General features: G+C 72.6%; 21 protein-coding genes. 7 read left to right on the top strand and 14 right to left on the bottom strand.

Features of this window, described 5'->3' with window-relative positions; all coding sequences use genetic code 11:
* Window positions 1–15: 15 nt before the first annotated feature.
* On the bottom strand, window positions 16–1,947 hold the full coding sequence (locus tag ACFHWS_RS08780; RefSeq protein WP_416551767.1) for an ABC transporter ATP-binding protein: 1,932 nt from the start codon (window positions 1,945–1,947) through the stop codon (window positions 16–18).
* Window positions 1,948–2,122: 175 nt separating this feature from the next.
* Here ACFHWS_RS08780 and ACFHWS_RS08785 point away from each other — a divergent pair, with 175 nt between their 5' ends.
* The 3 genes from ACFHWS_RS08785 (at window position 2,123) to ACFHWS_RS08795 (ending at window position 4,085) form a co-directional block, all read left to right on the top strand.
* On the top strand, window positions 2,123–2,752 hold the full coding sequence (locus tag ACFHWS_RS08785) for a TIGR03085 family metal-binding protein (RefSeq protein ID WP_416567973.1): 630 nt from the start codon (window positions 2,123–2,125) through the stop codon (window positions 2,750–2,752).
* An 87-nt stretch (window positions 2,753–2,839) separates the two neighbouring features.
* Window positions 2,840–3,784 carry a terpene synthase family protein gene (locus ACFHWS_RS08790; protein ID WP_416551765.1) on the top strand — a complete coding sequence of 315 codons (945 nt, stop codon included), beginning with the start codon at window positions 2,840–2,842 and terminating at the stop codon, window positions 3,782–3,784.
* Window positions 3,785–3,953: 169 nt separating this feature from the next.
* A complete protein-coding gene (locus tag ACFHWS_RS08795; protein WP_416567974.1) occupies window positions 3,954–4,085 on the top strand; it encodes a hypothetical protein in 132 nt (43 codons plus the stop codon).
* Between the two features lie 158 nt (window positions 4,086–4,243).
* On the opposite strand, the gene ACFHWS_RS08800 is transcribed toward ACFHWS_RS08795, so the two are convergent.
* Together ACFHWS_RS08800 and ACFHWS_RS08805 are read right to left on the bottom strand one after the other, a co-directional pair.
* On the bottom strand, window positions 4,244–5,647 hold the full coding sequence (locus tag ACFHWS_RS08800; RefSeq protein ID WP_416567975.1) for a S8 family peptidase: 1,404 nt from the start codon (window positions 5,645–5,647) through the stop codon (window positions 4,244–4,246).
* A gap of 276 nt (window positions 5,648–5,923) precedes the next feature.
* Window positions 5,924–7,138 (bottom strand): S8 family peptidase, encoded by a 1,215-nt coding sequence (locus ACFHWS_RS08805; RefSeq protein ID WP_416567976.1) that lies wholly within the window; start codon window positions 7,136–7,138, stop codon window positions 5,924–5,926.
* Window positions 7,139–7,508: 370 nt separating this feature from the next.
* On the opposite strand from ACFHWS_RS08805, the gene ACFHWS_RS08810 reads away from it, so the two are divergent.
* Window positions 7,509–9,335: an AMP-dependent synthetase/ligase gene (locus ACFHWS_RS08810; RefSeq protein ID WP_416568010.1), complete on the top strand. Its 1,827-nt coding sequence runs from the start codon at window positions 7,509–7,511 to the stop codon at window positions 9,333–9,335.
* A 25-nt stretch (window positions 9,336–9,360) separates the two neighbouring features.
* On the opposite strand, the gene ACFHWS_RS08815 is transcribed toward ACFHWS_RS08810, so the two are convergent.
* Window positions 9,361–10,821 carry a PLP-dependent aminotransferase family protein gene (locus ACFHWS_RS08815; RefSeq protein ID WP_416567977.1) on the bottom strand — a complete coding sequence of 487 codons (1,461 nt, stop codon included), beginning with the start codon at window positions 10,819–10,821 and terminating at the stop codon, window positions 9,361–9,363.
* Window positions 10,822–10,880: 59 nt separating this feature from the next.
* Between ACFHWS_RS08815 and ACFHWS_RS08820 the strand changes: the two genes are divergently transcribed.
* Window positions 10,881–11,612, top strand: coding sequence for a YczE/YyaS/YitT family protein (locus tag ACFHWS_RS08820; RefSeq protein ID WP_416567978.1), 732 nt, complete (start codon window positions 10,881–10,883; stop codon window positions 11,610–11,612).
* On the opposite strand, the gene ACFHWS_RS08825 is transcribed toward ACFHWS_RS08820, so the two are convergent.
* Entirely contained in the window at window positions 11,587–13,104 is a 1,518-nt protein-coding gene (locus ACFHWS_RS08825; RefSeq protein WP_416567979.1) for a beta-N-acetylhexosaminidase, read from the bottom strand. The genes ACFHWS_RS08820 and ACFHWS_RS08825 overlap by 26 nt on opposite strands.
* Window positions 13,105–13,160: 56 nt before the next feature.
* On the opposite strand from ACFHWS_RS08825, the gene ACFHWS_RS08830 reads away from it, so the two are divergent.
* Window positions 13,161–13,634, top strand: coding sequence for a hypothetical protein (locus ACFHWS_RS08830; protein ID WP_416551759.1), 474 nt, complete (start codon window positions 13,161–13,163; stop codon window positions 13,632–13,634).
* A 33-nt stretch (window positions 13,635–13,667) separates the two neighbouring features.
* On the opposite strand, the gene hisF is transcribed toward ACFHWS_RS08830, so the two are convergent.
* From hisF to hisD, 8 genes are read right to left on the bottom strand one after another with little or no spacing between them, the layout of a single operon-like run.
* A complete protein-coding gene (gene hisF, locus ACFHWS_RS08835; protein WP_416551758.1) occupies window positions 13,668–14,450 on the bottom strand; it encodes an imidazole glycerol phosphate synthase subunit HisF in 783 nt (260 codons plus the stop codon).
* On the bottom strand, window positions 14,447–15,193 hold the full coding sequence (gene priA, locus ACFHWS_RS08840) for a bifunctional 1-(5-phosphoribosyl)-5-((5-phosphoribosylamino)methylideneamino)imidazole-4-carboxamide isomerase/phosphoribosylanthranilate isomerase PriA (protein WP_416551757.1): 747 nt from the start codon (window positions 15,191–15,193) through the stop codon (window positions 14,447–14,449). Before priA ends, hisF begins: the two co-directional genes overlap by 4 nt.
* A 27-nt stretch (window positions 15,194–15,220) precedes the next feature.
* Window positions 15,221–15,547, bottom strand: coding sequence for a hypothetical protein (locus tag ACFHWS_RS08845; protein ID WP_416551756.1), 327 nt, complete (start codon window positions 15,545–15,547; stop codon window positions 15,221–15,223).
* A complete protein-coding gene (gene hisH / locus ACFHWS_RS08850) occupies window positions 15,544–16,209 on the bottom strand; it encodes an imidazole glycerol phosphate synthase subunit HisH (RefSeq protein ID WP_416551755.1) in 666 nt (221 codons plus the stop codon). The genes ACFHWS_RS08845 and hisH overlap by 4 nt, the downstream gene beginning before the upstream one ends.
* On the bottom strand, window positions 16,209–16,379 hold the full coding sequence (locus ACFHWS_RS08855) for a hypothetical protein (RefSeq protein WP_416551754.1): 171 nt from the start codon (window positions 16,377–16,379) through the stop codon (window positions 16,209–16,211). The genes hisH and ACFHWS_RS08855 overlap by 1 nt, the downstream gene beginning before the upstream one ends.
* 1 nt (window position 16,380) lies before the next feature.
* Window positions 16,381–16,992 carry an imidazoleglycerol-phosphate dehydratase HisB gene (gene hisB / locus ACFHWS_RS08860; protein WP_416551753.1) on the bottom strand — a complete coding sequence of 204 codons (612 nt, stop codon included), beginning with the start codon at window positions 16,990–16,992 and terminating at the stop codon, window positions 16,381–16,383.
* Window positions 16,992–18,176, bottom strand: a complete 1,185-nt coding sequence (locus ACFHWS_RS08865; protein ID WP_416551752.1) for a histidinol-phosphate transaminase — start codon at window positions 18,174–18,176, stop codon at window positions 16,992–16,994. Before ACFHWS_RS08865 ends, hisB begins: the two co-directional genes overlap by 1 nt.
* Entirely contained in the window at window positions 18,173–19,555 is a 1,383-nt protein-coding gene (gene hisD, locus ACFHWS_RS08870; RefSeq protein WP_416551751.1) for a histidinol dehydrogenase, read from the bottom strand. Before hisD ends, ACFHWS_RS08865 begins: the two co-directional genes overlap by 4 nt.
* An 87-nt stretch (window positions 19,556–19,642) precedes the next feature.
* Here hisD and ACFHWS_RS08875 point away from each other — a divergent pair, with 87 nt between their 5' ends.
* Window positions 19,643–20,344: an LON peptidase substrate-binding domain-containing protein gene (locus ACFHWS_RS08875; protein WP_416551750.1), complete on the top strand. Its 702-nt coding sequence runs from the start codon at window positions 19,643–19,645 to the stop codon at window positions 20,342–20,344.
* Here ACFHWS_RS08875 and ACFHWS_RS08880 read toward each other — a convergent pair.
* Window positions 20,259–21,080, bottom strand: a complete 822-nt coding sequence (locus ACFHWS_RS08880; RefSeq protein ID WP_416551749.1) for a DUF2567 domain-containing protein — start codon at window positions 21,078–21,080, stop codon at window positions 20,259–20,261. The genes ACFHWS_RS08875 and ACFHWS_RS08880 overlap by 86 nt on opposite strands.
* Window positions 21,081–21,087: the final 7 nt, after the last annotated feature.

Raw genomic sequence — 21,087 nt, forward strand, 5'->3', positions numbered from 1 at the left:
CGACGGTGGGCGCGCTCACGCGACCACCTCCGCCGCCCGCGCCGGACCGCCACCGGGATCGCCGTCGGTGCCGGTCCGGGTCCGCTCCCGCTCCGCTTCCGCCTGCTCGTACGCGGTCACCAGGTCGTTGTAGCCGGGACAGCGGGACAGCAGCTGCTGATGCGTGCCGTGGTCCACTACCCGGCCCTGGTCGAGGTAGACCACCTCGTCGGCGAGGGCGATGGTTGCCCGCCGGTACGCGACGATCAGAATCGACGTCGCGAACTCGGAGCTGCGCAGTGCGGCCAGGATCGCCGCCTCCACCCGGGGGTCGACGGCGCTGGTCGCGTCGTCGAGCACCAGCAGCCGGGGCTGCCCGGCCAACGCGCGGGCCAGGGTGAGCCGCTGCCGCTGGCCGCCGGAAAGCGTGGTGCCGCGCTCACCGACGACGGTGTCCAGCCCGTCGTCGAGCGCCGCTACGAACCCGTCCGCCTCGGCCAGCCGCAGCGCCGACCAGGCCACCTCGTCGGTCAGCCCGGGCCGGTCGAGAGTGACGTTCGCCCGGACCGTGTCGTCGAAGGCGAACGGCACCTGGGCGACCAGGGAGACCGTGCGGGCCAGCGAGCCGGCGGTCAGCCGGGGCAGTTCGACGCCGTCCAGCACGACCCGGCCGCCGGTCGGATCGACCAGCCGGGCGGCCAACGCGGCGATGGTCGACTTGCCGGCTCCGGTTGGCCCGACCAGGGCCACGGTTCGCCCGGCGGGCACGGTGAACGACACGTCACGCAGCACCGGCGGCAGCGCGCCGTCGGTGCCGGGCGCGGTGACCGCAGTCGGGTCGACGGACTGGTCGGCCGGGGCCGGCGCGGCGGGCTCGCCGACCGGGGGCCGGTAGCTGAACCAGACCCGGTCGAAGACCAGGCTCGCCGGGGTGCCGGCGGCGGGCAGTTCGGTGTCGCCGTACGGCATCTCGCCGGTGGCCGTGAGCACGTGCCGCACCCGGTCCCATCCGGCGACGCTGCGGGGCAGCTCGGCCAGCACCCAGCCGATCGCCCGGACCGGGAAGGCCAGCACGGTGAACAGGAACGCGACGCTGACCAGGTCGGCCACGCTGACCGCGCCCTGCCGCAGCCGGGCGGCACCGACCAGCAGCACGGCGAGGGTGCCAAGGCTGGGCAGGGTCTCCAGCAACGGGTCGAACAACCCGCGCAGCCGGCCCACGGAGATCAGCGCGTCGCGCAGCTCGGCCGCCCGGCCGGCGAACCGGGCGGTCTCCTGGGCCTCCCGCCCCATGGTCTTGACCACCAGGGCACCGTCGAAGCTCTCGTGCGCGATCCCGCTGACCTCGGCCCGCAGCTGCTGTGCCCGGACCTGCCGGGGGGCCATCCGGCGCGAGTAGACCACGTTGAGGGCGAACAGCGCCGGGAACACCGCAAGCCCGACCAGTGCGAGCACCCAGTCGGTGGCGAACAGCGCGGCGATCGCCGTGACCAGCATCACCACCGTGCCGACGGCGAACGGTAGCGGGGCGACCGGGAACCAGGTCGCCTCGACGTCGGAGTTCGCGTTCGACAGCAGGGTGCCGGTGGGGTGCCGCTGGTGCCAGGACATTGGCAGGTCGAGGTAGCGGCGGGTGACCCGGCGGCGGTAGCTGGCCTGCAGACGGTACTGCATGAAGCCGGCGCCGAGCCGCCGGCCGAAGATGCCCACCACCTTGACCACGCTCACCGCCAGCAGGGCCGCCGCGCCGGCTCCGAGCAGGCCGGTCTCCACCCGCCCGGACTCGATCGACGGAACCACCACCTCGCCCACGATCGCCCCGACCACGTACGCGCTGGCGATGGTGAGCAGCCCGAACACGACGCTGCCGCTGACGCCGACGGTGAACAGCCCCGGCTGCTCGCGGATGCCCTGGCCGAGCACCCACAGGCCGCGGAGCAGGACGTCACGGCTTGTTCGATTGGCCACGCTACCCCCGACTGTAAGTCCTGGTCATCAAATCTCGTCCTTACCGACCCACGATGCCAGCGGGGTACGACGACTGTGGCCACCGCCACAGCACGCCCCCGGTCCCGGCACCCGACCCGGTACCACGACGTCGACTCGCTCGGCGCGCCGTCCGTCGCCCGCCTACGATCGGTTCATGGCGCGGTTCGCACAAATGGAACGTCATGCCCTGGCCGACCTGTTCCTTGCCGTTGGTCCGGATGCCCCGACGGTGAACGACGGGTGGACCACCCGGGACCTCGCCGCGCACCTGGTCGTCCGGGAGCAGCGGCCCGACGCGGCAGCGGGCATCTGGTTGCCGGTGCTGCGCGGCTACAGTGAACGGGTCCGGCTCGAACTCGCCGCCCGCCCCTTCCCCGACCTGGTCCGGATGGTCCGGCAGCCACCGGCGTGGAGCCCGGTGAGCAACCGGATCACCGACGAAGTGGTCAACCTGATGGAGTTCTTCATCCATCATGAGGACGTCCGACGGGCCCAGCCGGACTGGCACCCCCGGGACCTGCCGCCCGGCGAGCAGGCCGCGCTGTGGAAACGCGTCTCGGCGCTGACCAGGCTGCGGCTGCGCCGGTTCCCCGGCGCGGTCACCGTCGTCGCCGACGGCTACGGGGACGTGGCGACCGGGACCGGCGGGGACCGGGTGTCGCTCAGCGCCCCGCCCGGGGAGCTGGTGCTCTTCCTGACCGGCCGACAGCGGGTGGCCCGGGTCCAGCTCGACTGCGCCGCTGCGGTCGAAGAACGATTGCGTAACGCCCGCTTCGGCTTCTAGCGGCGATCCTCGTCGTGGCCGGGCCGGACCGCGATGATGATCATACCGGTACGCCATCCCTCCCCTTGGCGGCCGGCTGGAGGCCGTATGCGCGCGTTCGCCCCGACGTCCGTGGTCGCCCCACCGTTCCGGCCCCGCGTCAACCCGTACCGGTCGACGCTCGCCAGGGCGTCGGCGGGCTGGGCGGACCGGCACGGGCTGACGGCTGATCCGCAGCGTGCCGCCCGGCTGCGCCGCGCCAACGCCGCCGAGTTGGCCGCCCGGGTCGCGCCCGACGCCGACGTCGTCCGCGTGCAACTGCTCAGCGACCTGTTCACCTGGCTGTTCGCGCTCGACGACCGCTGCGACGAGGACGGGCTCGGCACCGACCCGGGCCGGGTCGCGCCGGTGATCAGCCCGCTGATGCGGACACTCGACGGACCCGGTGCCACGCCACCGACCGACCTGGGCGACCGGTCGCCACTGGCGCTGACCCTCGCGGATCTGTGCCACCGGGTCCGCCGGCTGGGCCGGCCCGGGATCCTGCTGCGGTTCACCGCTTCGCTGCACCAGTACCTCTTCGCGCTGCTCTGGGAGGCCGGCAACCGCCAGCAGGGCCGGGTGCCGGCGGTCGCCGAGTACATCCAGATGCGCCGGCACGCCGGCGCGGTACTGCCCAGTTTCGCGCTCACCGACCTCGCAGAAAGCGGACTGCCGCATTCCCGTCACCGGGTTGACCCGACGCTCGCCAGACTGAACACTGTGGCGGCGGATCTGGTCTGCTGGTGCAACGACCTGTTCTCGTACGGCAAGGAACATGGCCAGGATCCCCACAACCTGGCCACCGTGATCGCCCACGAGACCGGCTACGGTCCGGCGGCGGCCCTGGCCACCGCCGCCGAATGGTTCAACGACGGTCTCGCGCTGTTCCTCCGGCTGCAGGCCGAGGTGCTGACCGACGCGCCGCCGCCGGTGCACCGCCTGGTCGCGACGCGACGAAACTGGATCCGTGGCACCTACGACTGGTCGGTGATCTCCAGCCGGTACCAGTGACCGGGCGTCGCACCGCCGGTGTGGACGGGATTCAGCCGTCCAGCTCCCAGCCGATCTCCGGCTGGTCACCGACGCACACGGCGTCGACCTCGTGCTCCCCTGCCGGCCCCACGAAGCTCACCTCGACGTCGTCCTCCGGCGGTCGGAGCTGCCCGAGGACACCGCCCGGGTGGTGCGGCTCGACTTGCCGGACGGTCCGCCGGTGGGAATCGACGCCGAGGACCTGGCCGCCGCAGTCGACGCGGTGCTGGGCAACGCCTTCGCACACACCCGGACGGCACCGCATTCGCCGTCACGCTGACCGGCGCGACGACCGACGGCGCCGAGCGGAACCTTCACGATCAGGACGATGACCGCTGGGACGGCGACGGCCACGACCGCCGGGACCGCTCAGCCGCGGCGGCCCGAACGTGCCGGGCGCCGGGACGGGGTGATGTCCGTCTCGGCGGCCGGACGTGATCAGCCAATCGGTGCGGGCAGCAGCGGCGGACGCTGGGTCAGCGTCGGCACCGCGGTCAACGTCGGGCGCGGGGTGAGGGTCGGGCGCGGGGTGAGGGTCGGGCGCGGGGTGAGGGTCGGGCGCGGGGTGAGGGTCGGAATCACGGTCGGGATCACAGTCGGCCTGACGGTCAGCGTCGGTACCGGGGTGATGACGTTGCGGAACAGGACGTAGAGCAGCAAGTTCGGCGAGCCGGGCCCAGGGTTGACCACCACGTTCGGCGTGGCGATCCGCAGGATGAACGCGGACACCTGCGCCGGGGTGTAGTTCGGGTACGCCTGCAGCACCATGGCGGCCGCGCCGGCCACGTGCGGCGCGGCCATCGAGGTGCCGCTGATCGTGTTGGTCGCGGTCGGGCTGGTGTGCCAGGCCGAGGTGATCTGCGATCCGGGCGCGAACAGGTCCAGGCAGCGTCCCCAGTTGGAGTAGGAGGCCCGGTTGTCGTTGCGGTCGGTGGCCCCGACGGTCAGTGCGGTCGGGACCCGGGCCGGCGAGAAGTTGCAGGCGTCGGCGTTCGAGTTGCCGGCCGCCACCGCGTAGCTGACTCCGGAGGAGATCGAGGCGGTCACCGCGCTGTCCAGCGTTGCGCTGGCACCGCCACCGAGGCTCATGTTCGCGACCGCCGGCCGGCCTGCAGCGTTGGTGGTGACCCAGTTGACGCCGGCGAGGACTCCGGCGACGGTGCCGCTGCCGCTGCAGTTGAGCACCCGCACGGCGACCAGCCGGACCTTCTTGGCGACGCCGAACCTGGTGCCGCCGACCGTACCGGCGACATGGGTGCCGTGCCCGTTGCAGTCCGCCGCGGTGCCGCCGAACGCGTCGTAGCCGGGCACGGCCCGGGGGGACAGGTCGGTGTGGTCGAACCGGATGCCGGTGTCGATGATGTACGCGGTGACCGTCGAACCGGTGTTCGGGTAGGTGTAGGAGCGGTTCAGCGGCAGGTAACGCTGGTCGATCCGGTCCAGGCCCCAGGACGGCGGGTTGACCTGGGTGCCGGCCAGCGAGACGGTGTGGTTCTGCTCCACGTACGCCACGGACGAGTGCGCCGCCAGGCGACGGGCGGCGGCCTCGGAGAGCTTGATCTCGAAGCCGGTGAAGGCGGTCTCGTACAGTCGGTTGACCACGCCGCCGTAGGTCCCGGCGAGTTCGGCGGCGCGGGTCGCGATCCGGGCGGTCCGCATGGAGCGGGAGCCGCTCACCGCGCTGGCCTTCAACGCGACGATGTAGCTGCCCGCCACCGCGGTGGCACCACCCGCCTGGCGGATCTCGCCGGTGGGGGCGGCCGTGGCCGGCGGGGTGACCGTCATGGTGGCGACGGCTGCCGCCACGACCAGCACCAGGGCGCGCCGGACGTGCGTGCGCATGGGTGTCATCTCCGTCCTTCCTTCGGTCTTTTGTCCGCAGTAGTCGATCTACTGCGGACAGATGAACGATCGACGATGCCGATCGGACCGATCGTAGGGCGGAGCCTATTGACGACTTCCTATATTTCTTGAGTCATATCACTGACAGCATGCATCCGGCTACCCTAAGCGCCGTCGGAGTGTGGGCGAGATGCCGCAGGGTGCGGCCCCCGGGCGCTGGGGTGCCCAGGGGCCGCGCGCTGCTCGAGCTGTCGGGTCGGTCAGCGGATCACCGGATCAGTTGACCACGTAGAGCAGGCGGTTCGGCGAGCCGGAGCCCGCACCGGACACCACGCCGGTGGTGGCGTTGCTGACCAGGTAGCTGGTCACCTGGGAGGGGCTGTAGGAGGGGAACCGGCTGAGCACCAGAGCGGCGGCACCCGCCACGTGCGGAGCGGCCATCGAGGTGCCGCTGATGGTCCGGGTGGCGGTGTTGCTGTTGTACCACGGTGCGGTGATCGACGAGCCCGGCGCGAAGATGTCCAGGCAGCGGCCGTAGTTGGAGTACGACGCACGGGCGTCGCTGCTGGTAGTCGCGCCGACGGTGATCGCGCTGGAGACCCGGGCCGGCGAGTAGTTGCAGGCGTTGGCGTTCGAGTTGCCGGCCGCCACCGCGTAGCTGACACCGGAGGAGATCGAGTTCGCCACCGCGCTGTCCAGCGTGCTGCTGGCCCCACCGCCGAGGCTCATGTTCGCCACCGCCGGCTTGACCGCGTTGGCGGTGACCCAGTTGACCCCGGCGACGACCCCGGCGACGGTGCCACCGCCGGAGCAGTTCAGCACCCGCACGGCGACCAGCCGGACACCCTTGGCCACCCCGTACGCGCTGCCGCCGACCGTACCGGCGACGTGGGTGCCGTGCCCGTTGCAGTCCGCCGACGTGCCGCCGAACGCGTCGTAGCCGGCGCGGGCCCGCCCACCGAAGTCGTTGTGCGTGGTGCGGATGCCGGTGTCGATGATGTACGCGGTGACGTTGCTGGCCGTCGTGGGGTAGGTGTAGGCGTTGTTCAGCGGCCGGTTGCGCTGGTCGATCCGGTCCAGACCCCAGGACGGCGGGTTCGTCTGGGTGGCGGCGAGCGACACGGTGTGGTTCTGCTCCACGTACGCCACGGACGAGTGCGCGGCGAGCCGGCGGGCGGCCGACGCCGACAGCCGCGCCTCGAAGCCGTTGACCGCGGCGCCGAAGACACGGTTGACGGCACCGCCGTACTGTGCGGCGAGGCTGCCGGCCCGGTCCGCGACGGCGGCCGCGCGGGCTGCGTCACCCCGGGCTGCGACGGCGGCGTCGGTGAACACCACGATGTAGCTGCCCGCGACCGCGGTGGCCCCGCCGGCGAGCTTGATCTCCCCGGCCGGAGCGGCGGCCGCCGGGTTGCCGACGAGCGCGGTGGCGACGGCGGCGGCGCAGCCGGCCAGCAGTAGCCGGCGGCCAGTGGTACGGAGAACGGTCATCCCTGTTCCTTCCTGGATGCGGACACCCGCGTCGGCTTGTGGCCGTCTCGGTCGCGGGCGGGCGAGCGGGATATCGATTGATGAAATCCTATGCGTGAGCGTTGGCAGGTTTATATATCGATATCCCCATACCGCCGACGCATGGTTTCCGGTGGCCGGCGCCGGGCGCCGGCCACCGACCCCGAGGCCGGACACCGCCGGGCACGAGCGAACCAGCCCTTGACGAGGAACGACACCGCGAGGCTTGGCCGGGTTTGCCGCGCTGGGCGTGGCTTGGGGCTAGCCGAAAACCGAGCCTGGCACTACTGTTCGGTAACACAGAATTTACGTGACAGCGCTCACTATCACATATGCGGAGGCGACGGACCCGATGGCTCTCGACGTCCCATACCGGTCGATTCCCGACATGTTTCTGCAGCGGGTGGCTGCCACGCCGGACCGGAACGCGATCGCCGGACCCGCCCCCGGCGACTCCGGCCTGACCTGGATGACCTGGGCCGAGGTCGCCGGCCGGACCAGGGCGATCGCCGCCGGCCTGTACGCACTGGGCGTCGGCAACGAGGACCGGGTGGCCATCCTGGCCAACACCCGGATCGAATGGGTGCTGGCCGATCTCGGCATCATGTGCGCCGCCGGCGCGACGACCACGGTCTACCCCACCACTGAGCCGGCCGACGCGGCGTTCATCGTCGGCGACTCCGGCTCGAAAATTCTGATCGCCGAGAACCGTGCCCAAGCCGACAAGATGGCCGACGCGGACCTGCCGGCGCTGACCCACGTGGTGCTCATCGACGGAGCAGCCGACCCCGCCGCGACGGTCCCCCAGCTCACCCTGGCCGAGCTGGAGGAACGCGGCACCCAAGCACTCGCCGAGGAACCCGGCCTGGTCGAACGGATCGCCACCACCATCGAGCCGGAGCACCTGGCCACCCTGATCTACACCTCCGGCACCACGGGCCGGCCCAAAGGCGTCGAGCTGCTGCACCGGGGCTGGTGCTGGGAGGCCGTCGCCCAGTCCCAGCTGGGCATCATGAACCCCGACGACCTGCAGTACCTCTGGCTGCCGCTGTCACACTCGTTCGGCAAGACCCTGCTGTGCAGCATCATCCACGTCGGGCTGCCGACCTATGTCGACGGCCGGGTGGACAAGCTGGTCGACATGCTGTCGGTGGTCCGGCCGACGCTGATGTGCGCCGCCCCGCGGATCTTCGAGAAGGTCTACAACAAGGCGGTCGCCACAGCGCAGGAGGCCGGCGGCGCCAAGGCCCGGATCTTCGACTGGGCGGTCCGCGTCGGTCGCCAGCGGGTGGCCCTGCAACAGGCCGGCCGGCCGGTGCCGGGTGGGCTGAAGCTCAAGTACGCGATCGCCGAGAAACTGGTCTTCAGCAAGCTCCAGGCCCGCCTCGGCGGGCACATCAACGCGCTGGTCTCCGGTTCGGCGCCGCTGAGCCCGGACATCGCCGAGTTCTTCGCCGCCGCCAACCTGCCGATCTGCGAGGGCTACGGGCTGACCGAGGCGAGCGCGGCCAACTTCGTCAACCGGCCGGTCCAGATCAAGATCGGCACCGTCGGGCAGGCGCTGGGCGACCTGGAGTGCCGCATCGACGAGGACGGCGAGGTGCTGCTGCGCGGCGCACCGGTGATGCGTGGCTACCACAACCTGCCGGCGGAGACCGCCGAGGCGTTCACCGCCGACGGATTCTTCCGCACCGGCGACATCGGCAATCTCGACGACGAGGGCTTCCTGACCATCACCGACCGCAAGAAGGACCTGGTCAAGACGTCCGGCGGCAAGTACGTGGCACCGTCGCACATCGAGGGCCTGTTCAAGGCGGTCTGCCCGTACACCTCGCAGGCGGTGGTGATCGGCCAGGCCCGCAACTACTGCACCATGCTGGTCACCCTGGACCCGGACGCCATCACCGGCTGGGCAGCCGACGGGCCGCTGGCTGGCCGGCCGTACGCCGAGATCGTCGCCTCGCCCGAGGTGCACACTCTGGTGGCGGGCTACGTCGCCGAACTCAACGGCAAGCTCAACCGGTGGGAGACAATCAAGAAGTTCGCTATCCTCAGTCGGGACCTGACCATCGAGGACGGCGAGATGACGCCGTCGCTCAAAATCAAACGCCGGATCGTGGAGAACAATTTCGCCGCCGAGATCGACCGGATGTACGCCGGTCAGCTCGCCGAGATCTGACCGTGGGGTCGGGCACCAGCCGCCGTCAGGCGATCATGGCGGGCTCCCGCCACTGACGGCGGCTGGTGCGGTCAAGGTCGTAGCGCACGGCGGCGATCCGCCGTACCGCGTCGGTCAGCACCGGCACCGGCAGGGTGAACGGCAACCGCAGGAACCGCTCCAGGGTGCCGTCGATGCCGAACCTGGGGCCGGGGGCCAGCCGTACCCCGGACTCCTCGGCCGCTCGGGCGAGCGCGCTGGAGATCGGGCCGTCCAGCTCCGCCCAGAGGGTCACCCCGCCGTGCGGCACGCTGACCCGCCACTCGGGCAACACGTTGGCCAGCTCGGTGAGCAGCGCGTCCCGCTGGGCGGTGAGCTGCGCCAACCGGGCCGGCACGATGGTGTCCGCCGCGGCCAGCAGGTGGACCCCGACCAGCTGGTCGAGCACCGGACCGGCCATGTCCACCCCGACCCGCAGGGCGGCGAGCCGCTGTACCAACGGCGCCGAGGCCCGTACCCAGCCGATCCGCAGCCCACCCCAGTAGGGCTTACTCATCCCCCCGATGGAGATCACCCGGGAGTGCCGATCGAAGACCGCGGTCGGCGGTGGCACCGGGGTGCCGTCCAGCGGCAGGTCCACGAACGACTCGTCGACCACCAGGTCGGTGCCGCTGGCGTGGGCCGCCGCGACCACCCGTTCCCGCAGCTCGGCCGACATCAGGTGACCGGTCGGATTCTGGAACTCGGGGATCAGGTAGGCCAGCCGGGGCCCGTCCTGTCGGATCGCGCCGAGCAGCAGGTCGGCGTCCCAACCGCCGCCGGCGGTGGTCGCCAGTCCGTGGGTGGCGATCCGGGCCCGACGGGCGGCGAGCGCGGCGAGCGCGTTCGGGTAGGTAGGCGACTCGACCAGCACCGGTGCGCCAGCTGGCAGCAGCAGCCGTAGCACCAGGTCGAGGGCGTGCTGGGTGCCGCTGGTCACCATGATCTGCTCCGCGCTGGTGGGCAGACCACGCCGGGTGTAGCCCTGGGCGACCGAGGCCCGCAGCTCGGCCAGCCCGGTCGGGTAGTAGCCGGCGTGCTGAAGGTAGCGGGGCAGGTCTTCGGCGGCGGCGCGGGCCGCCGGCACCAGCTCGGGTGGGGCGGCCAGCGCCGCGTACCCCAGGTCGATCATGTCGGGGGCGGTCTCCGCGGTCCACAGCCCGGAGCTGGCCACCTGGTGTCCGGTGGGCAGCGTGGTCCAGCTGCCGGCCCCCCGGCGGCTGGTCAGGTGGCCGGTCTCCCGCAGACTGCGGTACGCGGCGGTGACGGTGGTCCGGCTGATCCGCAGCGCCTCGGCCAGTTCCCGCTCGGCCGGCAGCCGTACGCCGAGCGGCAGCCGCCCGTCGGCGAGCAGGCCGCGGACCGCCCCGGCCAACGCGGCGTAGTCCGGGTTGCGCCGCCGGCCGGGCAGGGCATGCCACTGGCCGAGCAGCCGGGCCAATTGGCTGCCCCGCACGATCACTGCCATAACCAGTTGCCTCCAATTGGTCGTATCGCGATCGCCGATTGGCCTTCAATGTGGCATGCATGACCAAGATTGGCAACGGCGGTGGACTCCGCCGCAGACCGGACCCCAACCCCGGTCACCATCCCGGCGGCCGCCCCGGCCGCCACCCGGGTCGGCGACTGCCCCGACGGCTCGGACAGCTCTACGCCGGCCTCGCCCTGTACGGCGTCAGCATGGCGCTGATGATCGAGTCGGATCTCGGGCTGAACCCGTGGGACGTCTTCCACCAGGGGTTGACCCAGCTGACCGGGTTGAGCTTCGGGACCGTCACGGTGTTCGTCGGCGGAGCCGTGCTGCTGCTGTGGATACCACTGCGGCAGCGGCCCGGCCTCGGCACGGTCAGCAACGTGGTGGTGATCGGCGTCGCGGTGGACGCCGGTCTCGCACTGCTGCCCGCACCGACGCAGCTGCCGGTCCGGGGCGCGTTCCTGGTCACCGGGATCGTGCTCAACGGCCTGGCCACCGCCTTGTACATCGGGGCGCGGATGGGCCCCGGCCCCCGGGACGGGCTGATGACCGGCTGGGTCGCCCGGCACCCGCGCAGCTCGGTCCGGCTCGTCCGCACCGTGATCGAGCTGACCGTGCTGGCGTGCGGCTGGCTGCTGGGCGGCACCGGCGGGCTGGGCACCGTGCTCTACGCGGTCGGCATCGGACCGCTGGTGCAGTTCTTCCTGCCGCTGTGCACCGTACCCACCGGCGCGACCGCGCCCGAGCCGGTCCCGGCGGTCAGTCGTCCGGCGGACGGTAGCTGACGCCGACCCGGTCCAGCCGGCGCAGCTGCCCGGTCAGCCGACTACGGAACTCCGCCCACACCCCGGGCGGCACCGCGCCGGTGTCGTCGGTCGGCACCGGTCCGGACCAACCCACCTCCGCCAACGCGGCCAGCCGGGGGAAGGCCCGCCACCACACCCGCTGCTCGGTGGGCAGGTACTCGCTCCACAGCTGCCCCTGCACCCCGAGCACGTCGCCGGGCTGGAACCCGTACACCGTGCGCAGCGGCAGCACCCCGGCGATGGCCAACGGCTCGGCCGGATCGTCGGACTCGGCCCAGTCGAAGTACGTGTGGCTGTACGGCGCGGCAACCACCGGAAGACCGGCGGACCGGGCCAGGTCGATCCGGTCGATGCCCCGCCACGCGAAGACGGTGGACCCGCCCGGAACTCCCCGGTCGAGCAGTTCGTCCCAGACCGCGGTCCGCCGACCGTGACCGGCCAGATGCTCGGCCAGCCGCCCGGTCCACCAGCCCTGCAGGTCGGCCACCCGGGGCAGGCCGAGCTCGGTGGCCCGGGCGACGGCCGCCGGGTTCGCCGCCCACTCGGCGGTCGGCACCTCGTCCCCGCCGACGTGCACGTACTCGAACGGAAAGACCTCGACCACCTCGTCGAGGATGTGGTGCACGGCGGCCAGGGTGGCCGGTTCCAGGTTGAGTACGTGGGTGGAGATCCCCCAGGTCGTCCCGACGGCCAACCGGCGGGTCGGATCGTTGCCGAACTCGGGATAGGCCGCGATCGCCGCCTGAGCGTGCCCGGGCAGGTCGATCTCCGGCATGATCCGCACACCGCGCCGGGCCGCGTAGGCCACCAGGCCACGCAGCTCTGCCTGCCGGTACCAGCCGCCGTGCGGCACCCAGTCGCTGCGGCCGTCCCGAAGATGACCGGCCGGCGACGCCGCCCGGAACCCGCCCACCTCGGTCAACCGGGGGTACCGCCGCACCTCGAACCGCCAACCCTGGTCGTCGGTCAGATGCAGGTGCAGAGTGTTGAGCTTGTGCATGGCCAGCACATCGACATAGCGGTAGAGCAGCGGCAGCGGGTGGCACCAGCGGGCCACGTCGAGCAGCGATCCCCGCCACGGGTACGCCGGCACGTCGACGATCTCCACCGTCGGCAGCCGCCACGGCACCCCGGTGACCGGACCGGCCGCGTACACCTGGTCGGGCAGCAACTGACGCAGCGTCTGCACCGCCCAGCGCAGCCCGGCCTCGGCGGCGGCCACCGCCCGGACCCCGGACGGGTCGACCCGCAGCCGGTAGCCCTCGGCACCGAGCGCGGGATCGTCGCGCACCAGCAGACTGATCACGCCATCGCCGGGCGCCCCCGCTGCCGCCAGCGGCAGCCCGGTCGCCGGGGTGAGCAGTTCGCGCAGCAGGTCGGCGACGCCGGCCGGCGCGCACACACCGGTCGTCGCATCGAGGGTGAAATGCCCGGCCGCACGGATCAGCCGGGTGGGACGCGGCAAAAGCATGTCCACAGCCAAGCACAGGAGTTCCGCCCGCGCGCCCGGCGCGGCATCATGGGCAGATGATGGACGAGGGGTGGGCTTGGTCGGACGCGTGGATCTTCGTCTCGACGGTCATCGCGGGCAAGGTGGGTCGGCACCGCAGGTCTCCGCTGAGCCGCCGGCCCGAAGGGGTACGCCTGGTCGACGTGCTCACCACCGCCGAACACCTCAACCAGGCGATCCCCACCCGGGAAGAGATCGAGACCGGGGTACGCCGGCTACTCGGTGCCGGGCTGGTCTCGGTCAGCGACGGCTGGTTCCAGGTGACCGAGGCCGGTGAACGGCTGTGGCGGGACCGGCCACGCAGCGGTCTGACCACCACCGTGGACAGTGTGCACGGGGTGCTCGACCAGCGGTACACCACCGCCGAGGCCGACTGGCAGCTGGACGACCAGGACCACGCCGCCGCGATGCTCGAATACACCGGGCGTTTCCTACCGCCGGCGCCCCGGCGTCCGGTGGAGAACTCCGCCGCCCGGCAGGGCCGGGCCTGACCTCGGGCGGGTCGACAGGGCCGGCTATGGCGGTCAGCGCACCGGGTGGCCGGCGTCGCGCAGCTCCCGTTTGACCGCGCCGATGGTCAGCTCGCCGAAGTGGAACACACTCGCGGCGAGGACCGCGTCGGCCCCGGCGGCCACCGCCGGCGGGAAGTGCGCGGTGGCACCGGCCCCGCCACTGGCGATCACCGGGATGTCGACCACCGCCCGTACCGCGGCGATGAGTTCGACGTCGAAGCCCGCCTTGGTTCCGTCGGCGTCCATCGAGTTGAGCAGGATCTCCCCGGCGCCCAGTTCGGCGCCGCGCCGTGCCCAGGCCACCGCGTCGATCGCGGTCCCCCGCCGACCGCCGTGCGTGGTCACCTCGAAACCGCTGGGCGTGTCACCGCTGGCCACCGTCTGCGGCCCGGCGCGACGCACGTCCAGGGACAGCACCAGCACCTGCCGGCCAAACCGGTCGGCGATCTCGGCGATCAGATCGGGTCGGGCGATCGCCGCGGTGTTCACCCCGACCTTGTCCGCTCCGGCGCGCAGCAGCGTGTCCACGTTCTCCACCGACCGCACCCCGCCGCCGACGGTGAGCGGGATGAAGACCGACTCGGCGGTCCGACGGACCACGTCCAGCATGGTGCCGCGGGCGTCGGAGGAGGCGGTGACGTCGAGGAAGGTCAACTCGTCCGCGCCGGCCGCGTCGTAGGCTGCGGCCAACTCGACCGGGTCCCCGGCGTCACGCAGGTCGACGAAGTTGACCCCCTTGACCACCCGGCCCGCGTCCACGTCGAGGCAGGGGATCACCCGGACCGCGACGGTCACGCCGAGGCCTCCGATCGGCCGGCGTCGCGCAGCGCGGCGAGCGCCTGCGCGACGCTGAACGCGCCGGCGTACAACGCCTTGCCTGCGATCACTCCCTCCACCCCGGCCGATTCCAAAGTGGCGAGCGCCCGCAAATCATCCAGGGTGGACACACCGCCGGAGGCGATCACCGGCGCGTCGGTCCGCGAGCACACCTCCCGGAGCAGGTCCAGGTTCGGTCCCCGCATGGTGCCGTCCTTGGTGATGTCGGTGACGACGTACCGCGCGGCCCCGGCCTTGTCCAGCCGTTCGAGGATCTCGAACAGGTCACCACCGTCACGGGTCCAGCCTCGAGCGGCCAGCGTACGGCCACGCACGTCCAGGCCGATCGCCACCCGGTCGCCGAACTCGGCGACGATCCGGTCGCACCAGACCGGGTCCTCCAACGCGGCGGTGCCGATGTTGACCCGGGCCGCGCCGGTGCCCAGCGCGGCGGCGAGCGACTCGTCGTCGCGGATCCCGCCGGACAACTCCACCGCTACGTCGATCTGCCGGACCACCTCGGCGAGCAGATGGGCGTTGCTGCCCCGACCGAAGGCGGCGTCGAGGTCGACCAGGTGGATCCACTCCGCCCCGTCACGCTGCCAGGCGAGCGCCGCCTCCAGCGGATCACCGTAGGAGGTTTCGCTACCGGCCGCGCCCTGGACCAGGCGGACGGCCTGGCCGTCGGCGACGTCGACAGCGGGAAGCAGGGTCAGGGTCACGGATTGTCTCCTCGAAGGTGGTGGGTATCAGGTCCGTCGGCCGAGTGCGATGACCACGACGGCGGGTGCCACGAGCAGCAGTACGACGATCAGCAGCAGGCGCAGCGCCATGTCGGGCACGGCCAGCCAGACGACCGCCAGCGCCGCCACGGTCAGCACCGCGATCCCGGCACGTTCGGCGCGGCTACGCCGGATGAACAGCCGCCCGGTGCGCCCGCCCGGCCGACGCGGGGTGAGCCGGCGCAGCGCGGACCGGCGCCGCTGCCGGCGGGCGCTGGTCCGGGCGCGGGTGGCCCGCTCGCGTTCCGCCTCGGCCAGCCGGGCGGCCCGGCGGCGGGCCCGTTCCTTGCTCACCGGTCCTCCCCTCCCGTCATGGTCGGTGGAGTCAACGTGGCCAGCCAGTTGCCCAGCAGGATCGCCCCGGTCTGGGCGGACTTCTCCGGATGGAACTGCGTCGCCGACAGCGCGTCACGTTCGGCGGCGGCCACGAAACCGGCTCCATGTTCGGTGGTGGTGACCAGGGCGCCGGCGGCGCTCAGCTGGTCGACGGCGAGTGCCGCGTACGAGTGCACGAAGTAGAACCGGGCGTCGCCGGGCAAACCGGCGAACAAGGTGCTGCCGGCCGGCGCGGCGACGGTGTTCCAGCCCATGTGCGGCACCCGCTCGGCGGGCAGCCGGCGAACCCCGCCGGGCAGCAGGCCGAGCCCTTTGGTGACCACCCCGTGCTCCTCGCCGTACTCGAAGAGGATCTGCATGCCGACGCAGATGCCGAGTACCGGGCGGCCCTCGGCGACCCGCCGCGCGATCACCGGCGCCGCACCCAGCTCGTCGATACCGGACATGCAGGCCGCGTACGCGCCGACGCCCGGCACCACCAGTCCGGCGGCGGCGTCGGCCGCGGCCAGGTCGGCGGTCACGGTCACCTCGGCACCGGCCCGGGCCAGAGCCCGTTCGGCGGAGCGCAGATTGCCGGAGCCGTAGTCGAGCACCACGACGGCCGGCGATGGCGTGACCATCAGTCACCTCCCGGTAGCAACCAGAACACGCCGGCGGCGACCGCCAGCAGGGCGAGGCCGGCGGCCAGACCGATGGCACCCCGCCCGGCACCCTGACGGTGCAGCGACCAGACGCCACCGACCAGCACCCCGGCCAGCGCGAACAGCGCCACCGGCAGGAAGCTGTCCACGTTACAGCGCGCCTTTGGTGCTGGGCACCGAGCCGGCCGACCGGGGGTCGATCGCCACCGCCTCGCGCAGCGCCCGCGAGACCGCTTTGAACTGGGCCTCAACCACGTGGTGCGCGTCCGGGTGGCCGCCGTCGCGGGCGGCCCGCAGCACCGACACGTGCAGCGTGATCATGGCCGAGTGGCCGAGCGACTCCCAGATGTGCCGGGTCATGCTGGTCGGGTAGACCGGCCCGATGTACGGCGCCAGCGCCGGCTCGTCGTGCACCACGTACGGCCGGCCGGACAGGTCGACCACCGCCCGTACCAGTACCTCGTCCATCGGGATGGTGGCCGAGCCGTACCGGCGGATGCCCGCCTTGTCGCCCAGCGCCTGGCGCAGCGCGGTGCCCAGCGCGATCGCCGTGTCCTCCATCGTGTGGTGCGCGTCGATCTCCAGGTCACCGACCGTCTGTACGGTCAGGTCGAACCCGCCGTGCCGGGCGATCTGGTGCAGCATGTGGTCGTAGAAGCCGACACCGGTGCCGATGTCGGCGGTGCCGGTGCCGTCGAGGTCCAGCTCCACCAGCACCTTGGTCTCGGCCGTGGTGCGTTCGACCCGTGCGGTGCGGTTCATCAGATTCCTTCCGTGGACGCTCCGGCCCGCAGGCCAGGGAGGAGATTTGCGGCTGTCTGCGACGTGGCGGCTGGTTCGGACCCGGTGACCTGCTCGGTCATCGCGTCGAGGAACGCGTCGGTCTCCTGCGGCGTCCCAGCGGTCACCCGCAGCCAGCCGGCCAGCCCGACGTCACGGACCAGCACCCCGCGTTCCAGCAACGCCTGCCAGACGGCCCGCTGGTCGCCGGTGGCGCCACCGGCGCCGTTGACACCGAACAGCACGAAGTTGGCGTCGCTGTCCGCCACGGTGAGCCCGAGCCGACGCAGCTCGGCGACGATCCGGTCCCGCTGCTGCATGATCACCCGTACCGTACCGAGCAGGGTGTCCCGGTGCGCCAGCGCCGCCCGGGCCGCCGCCTGGGTCAGCGCCGACAGATGGTAGGGCAGGCGGACCAGTTGGACCGCGTCGACCACCGCGGGATGCGCCGCCAGGTAGCCCAGTCGACCGCCAGCGAAACCGAACGCCTTGCTCATCGTCCGGGTCACCACCAGCCGTGGATGCGTCGACAGCAGCCGCACCGCGCTGGCCGTGCCGGGGCGGGCGAACTCGGCGTACGCCTCGTCGACGACGACCATGCCCGGCGCGGCGGCCAGTACCGCCCGCACCACCGCCGGGTCCAGGGCGGTCCCGGTCGGGTTGTTCGGAGAGCAGAGGAAGACCAGGTCCGGCTGGTGCTCGACCACCTGGCCGGCCGCGTCGTCGGCGGACAGGTCGAAGTCGGGTCCGCGTCGGCCGTCCACCCACCGGGTGCCGGTGCCCACCGCCAGCAGCGGATGCATCGAGTACGCAGGGGTGAAGCCGAGCGCCACCCGGCCGGGACCGGCGAACGCCTGCAGCAACTGCTGCTGAATCTCGTTGGAGCCGTTGGCCGCCCACACCCCGGCGGTGGTCAGCCCGTGCCCGAGATAGCCGGCCAGATCGGCCCGCAGCGCGACCGCGTCCCGGTCCGGGTAGCGGTTGAGTTGCCGCAGCTCGGCGGTGACCGCCTCGGCGATCGCCTCGACCACGACGTCCGGCAGCGGGTAGGAGTTCTCATTGGTGTTGAGCCGCACCGGTACGTCCAACTGCGGTGCCCCGTACGGACTGCGCCCGCGCAGATCGTCGCGGATCGGCAGGTCGTCCAGGGTGACCGGGCCGGTCATCTGGTCACCGCCGGTCCGCCCGGGGAAACGGCCGGTGAGTTCGCTGCCGGGGCGGCGCTGCCGGCCGGGTCGGCGAACCGGGCCCGGACCGCCTGCCCGTGCGCCGGCAGGTCCTCCGCCTCGGCCAGGGTGACCACGTGCTCGGCGACGTCACGCAACGCGTCCGCGTCGTACTCGACGAAATGGATGCCGCGCAGGAAGGACTGCACCGACAGGCCCGAGGAGTGCCGGGCGCAGCCGCCGGTGGGCAGAACGTGGTTGGAGCCGGCGCAGTAGTCGCCCAGCGACACCGGGGCGTACGCGCCGACGAAGACCGCCCCGGCGTTGCGGACCCGCAGCGCCCACTGCCGGGCGTCCCGGGTCTGGATCTCCAGGTGCTCGGCGGCGTACGCGTCGACCACGGCCAGACCCGCGTCGAGGTCGTCGACCAGGACGGTGCCGGACTGCTCGCCGCCGAGCGCGGTCGCGATCCGGTCGGCGTGCCGGGTGGCCGGCACCTGCCGGGCCAGTTCCTGGTCGACCGCGTCGGCCAGCCCGGTCGACGGGGTGACCAGTACGCTGGCCGCCAACGGGTCGTGCTCGGCCTGGCTGATCAGGTCGGCGGCGACGTGCACCGGGTCCGCGGTGTCGTCGGCGAGGATGGCGATCTCGGTCGGGCCGGCCTCGGCGTCGATACCGGCCACCCCGCGCAGCAGCCGTTTGGCGGCGGTGACCCAGATGTTGCCCGGCCCGGTGATCACGTCGACCGGGGCGCACCGGTCGGTCCCGTCCGGGTCGACCGCGGCACCGTAGCCGAGCATCGCGACGGCCTGGGCTCCGCCGACCGCGTACACCTCGTCGACGCCGAGCAGGGCGCAGGCGGCCAGTACCCGCGAATCGGGCAGCCCGTCGTTGTCGCGCTGCGGCGGGCTGGTCACCACCAGCGATGCCACCCCGGCGACCTGGGCGGGGACCACGTTCATCACCACGGTCGATGGGTACACCGCCAACCCGCCGGGCACGTACAACCCGACCCGGCCGACCGGCACCCAGCGTTCGGTGACGGTGCCGCCGGGCACCACCTGGGTGGTGACGTCGGTCCGGCGCTGGTCGGCGTGCACCCGCCGGGCCCGGTCAATGCATTCCAGCAGCGCGGCCCGGACCCCGGGATCGAGGTCGCGCTCGGCCGCGGCGAGCGCTTCGGTGGGCACCCGCAGCCGGTGCGGGCTGACCCCGTCGAACCGCTCGGCCGCCTCCCGGATCGCCGGGTAGCCATGGTCACGGACCGCCTCCACCAGCGGGCGGATCCGCTCGACCGCCACGGAGACGTCGAGCTGGGCACGGGGCAGCAGGCCACGCGGGTCAGGTGACCCGCCTCGCAGGTCGATCCGGTTCAGCACGCTTGCGAGTCTAGGCGTCCTCCCACTGGCCGGACGCCGGCCGTCCAGCGGACGGGACAGTGAGCGTGACCACGCTAGGCTCGACCGGTGGGTCAGCGGCTACCGGTCTTTCCGCTCGGGACGGTGCTCTTCCCCGGGTTGGTGCTGCCTCTGCACATCTTCGAGGAGCGTTACCGGGCACTGGTCCGGCATCTGACCAGCCTGCCCGAGGGCGTCACCCGGGAGTTCGGGGTGGTGGCGATCCGGCGTGGCTGGGAGGTGCTGCCGAGCGCCGGGCCGCCGGGTGCGCCGGCACCGACCTCGGTGAGCCTGTACGAAATCGGCTGCACCGCTCAGCTGCGGCAGGTCACCGAGCTGCCGAACGGACGGTACGACATCGTGACGGTGGGCCGGCGCCGGTTCCGGATCACCGACCTGGCCACCGAAGGTACGCCGTACCTCACCGCGTCGGTGCAGTGGCTGCCCGAGCCGACCGGGTCCGAGGAGCTGGCCGACCTGCTGGCCCCGCAGGTGCTCGCGGTGTTCCGGCAGTATCTCGACCTGGTCCGGACCGACTCTGCCGAGATCACCGAGCAGCTGCCGGAGACGCCGACCGTGCTCTCCCACCTGGTGGCGGCGACCGCCGCGTTGCACATCAGCGAGCGGCAGGCGCTGCTAGCGGAGCTGGACACCGCCCGACGGCTGCGGGCCGAGCTGCGGATGCTCAATCGGGAGGTGGCGCTGCTGCGCCGGGTGCGGGCGGTGCCGGTCCCGTTGCCCGAGTTGGCGGTTCCGGCGAGTCCGAACTGATCCGCGGATCGGCGGCGACGTCCGGGGCCGGACGAACGTCCGGGGCCGCTGGGAGGATCGGAAGGTCAGGCCCGGCTTCGCCCCGGTCCGGCCCCGGACGCAGGTCCGGGTGGCTGGACCAGCCGGCCAGCATGGTGTACGCCAGCACTGCGCCGAGCGCCGGAGCGCTGAACGCGCCGGTGACCGTCGGCAGCACGCCGAACCACAGGTCGAAGTCGCCGGCCTGCAGGTCCGGTGGCCGCTCCAACTGGGCACCGAGCGCCGCCGCCTCGATCGCCCGCTGGTAGCCGGCCAGGCCGATCTGCCGGCCCAGGGCCCAGGCCAGCGCCGCCGCGCCGAGCCCACCGGCGGCGACGGCGACCAGCCCGTACGGGCCACGGGACCGGGGCAGCGACGCCCAGACGACGATCCCGGCGAGGATCCCGTAGCCGACGCCGAGCATCGCGAACCAGCCGTCGGCGGCGACGAAGACCTCCGGGTCGCCGCCCCGTACCGCCGCGCCCTGCTCGGTCTTGACCACCGGGATCCAGGGGGCCAGCATCGACCAGGCGACGCCGAGCGGAGCACCGCCCACGGTGATCGCGGCGGCGACGTACAGCCCTGGCCGTCGCCGGATCCGGCGCCGGCTGGCGGCCGGGGTGGACCCCGCCGCGCCGACGTCGGACGAGGGTGCCGGCGACGCTCCGGACGGGCCGGTCGGGTCGCCGGGTGGGCCGGCGTCGGCGGTGGAACTCACCCGTCGA

It is taken from the genome of Micromonospora sp. LOL_013, assembly GCF_048060315.1.
GTDB lineage: Bacteria > Actinomycetota > Actinomycetes > Mycobacteriales > Micromonosporaceae > Micromonospora_E.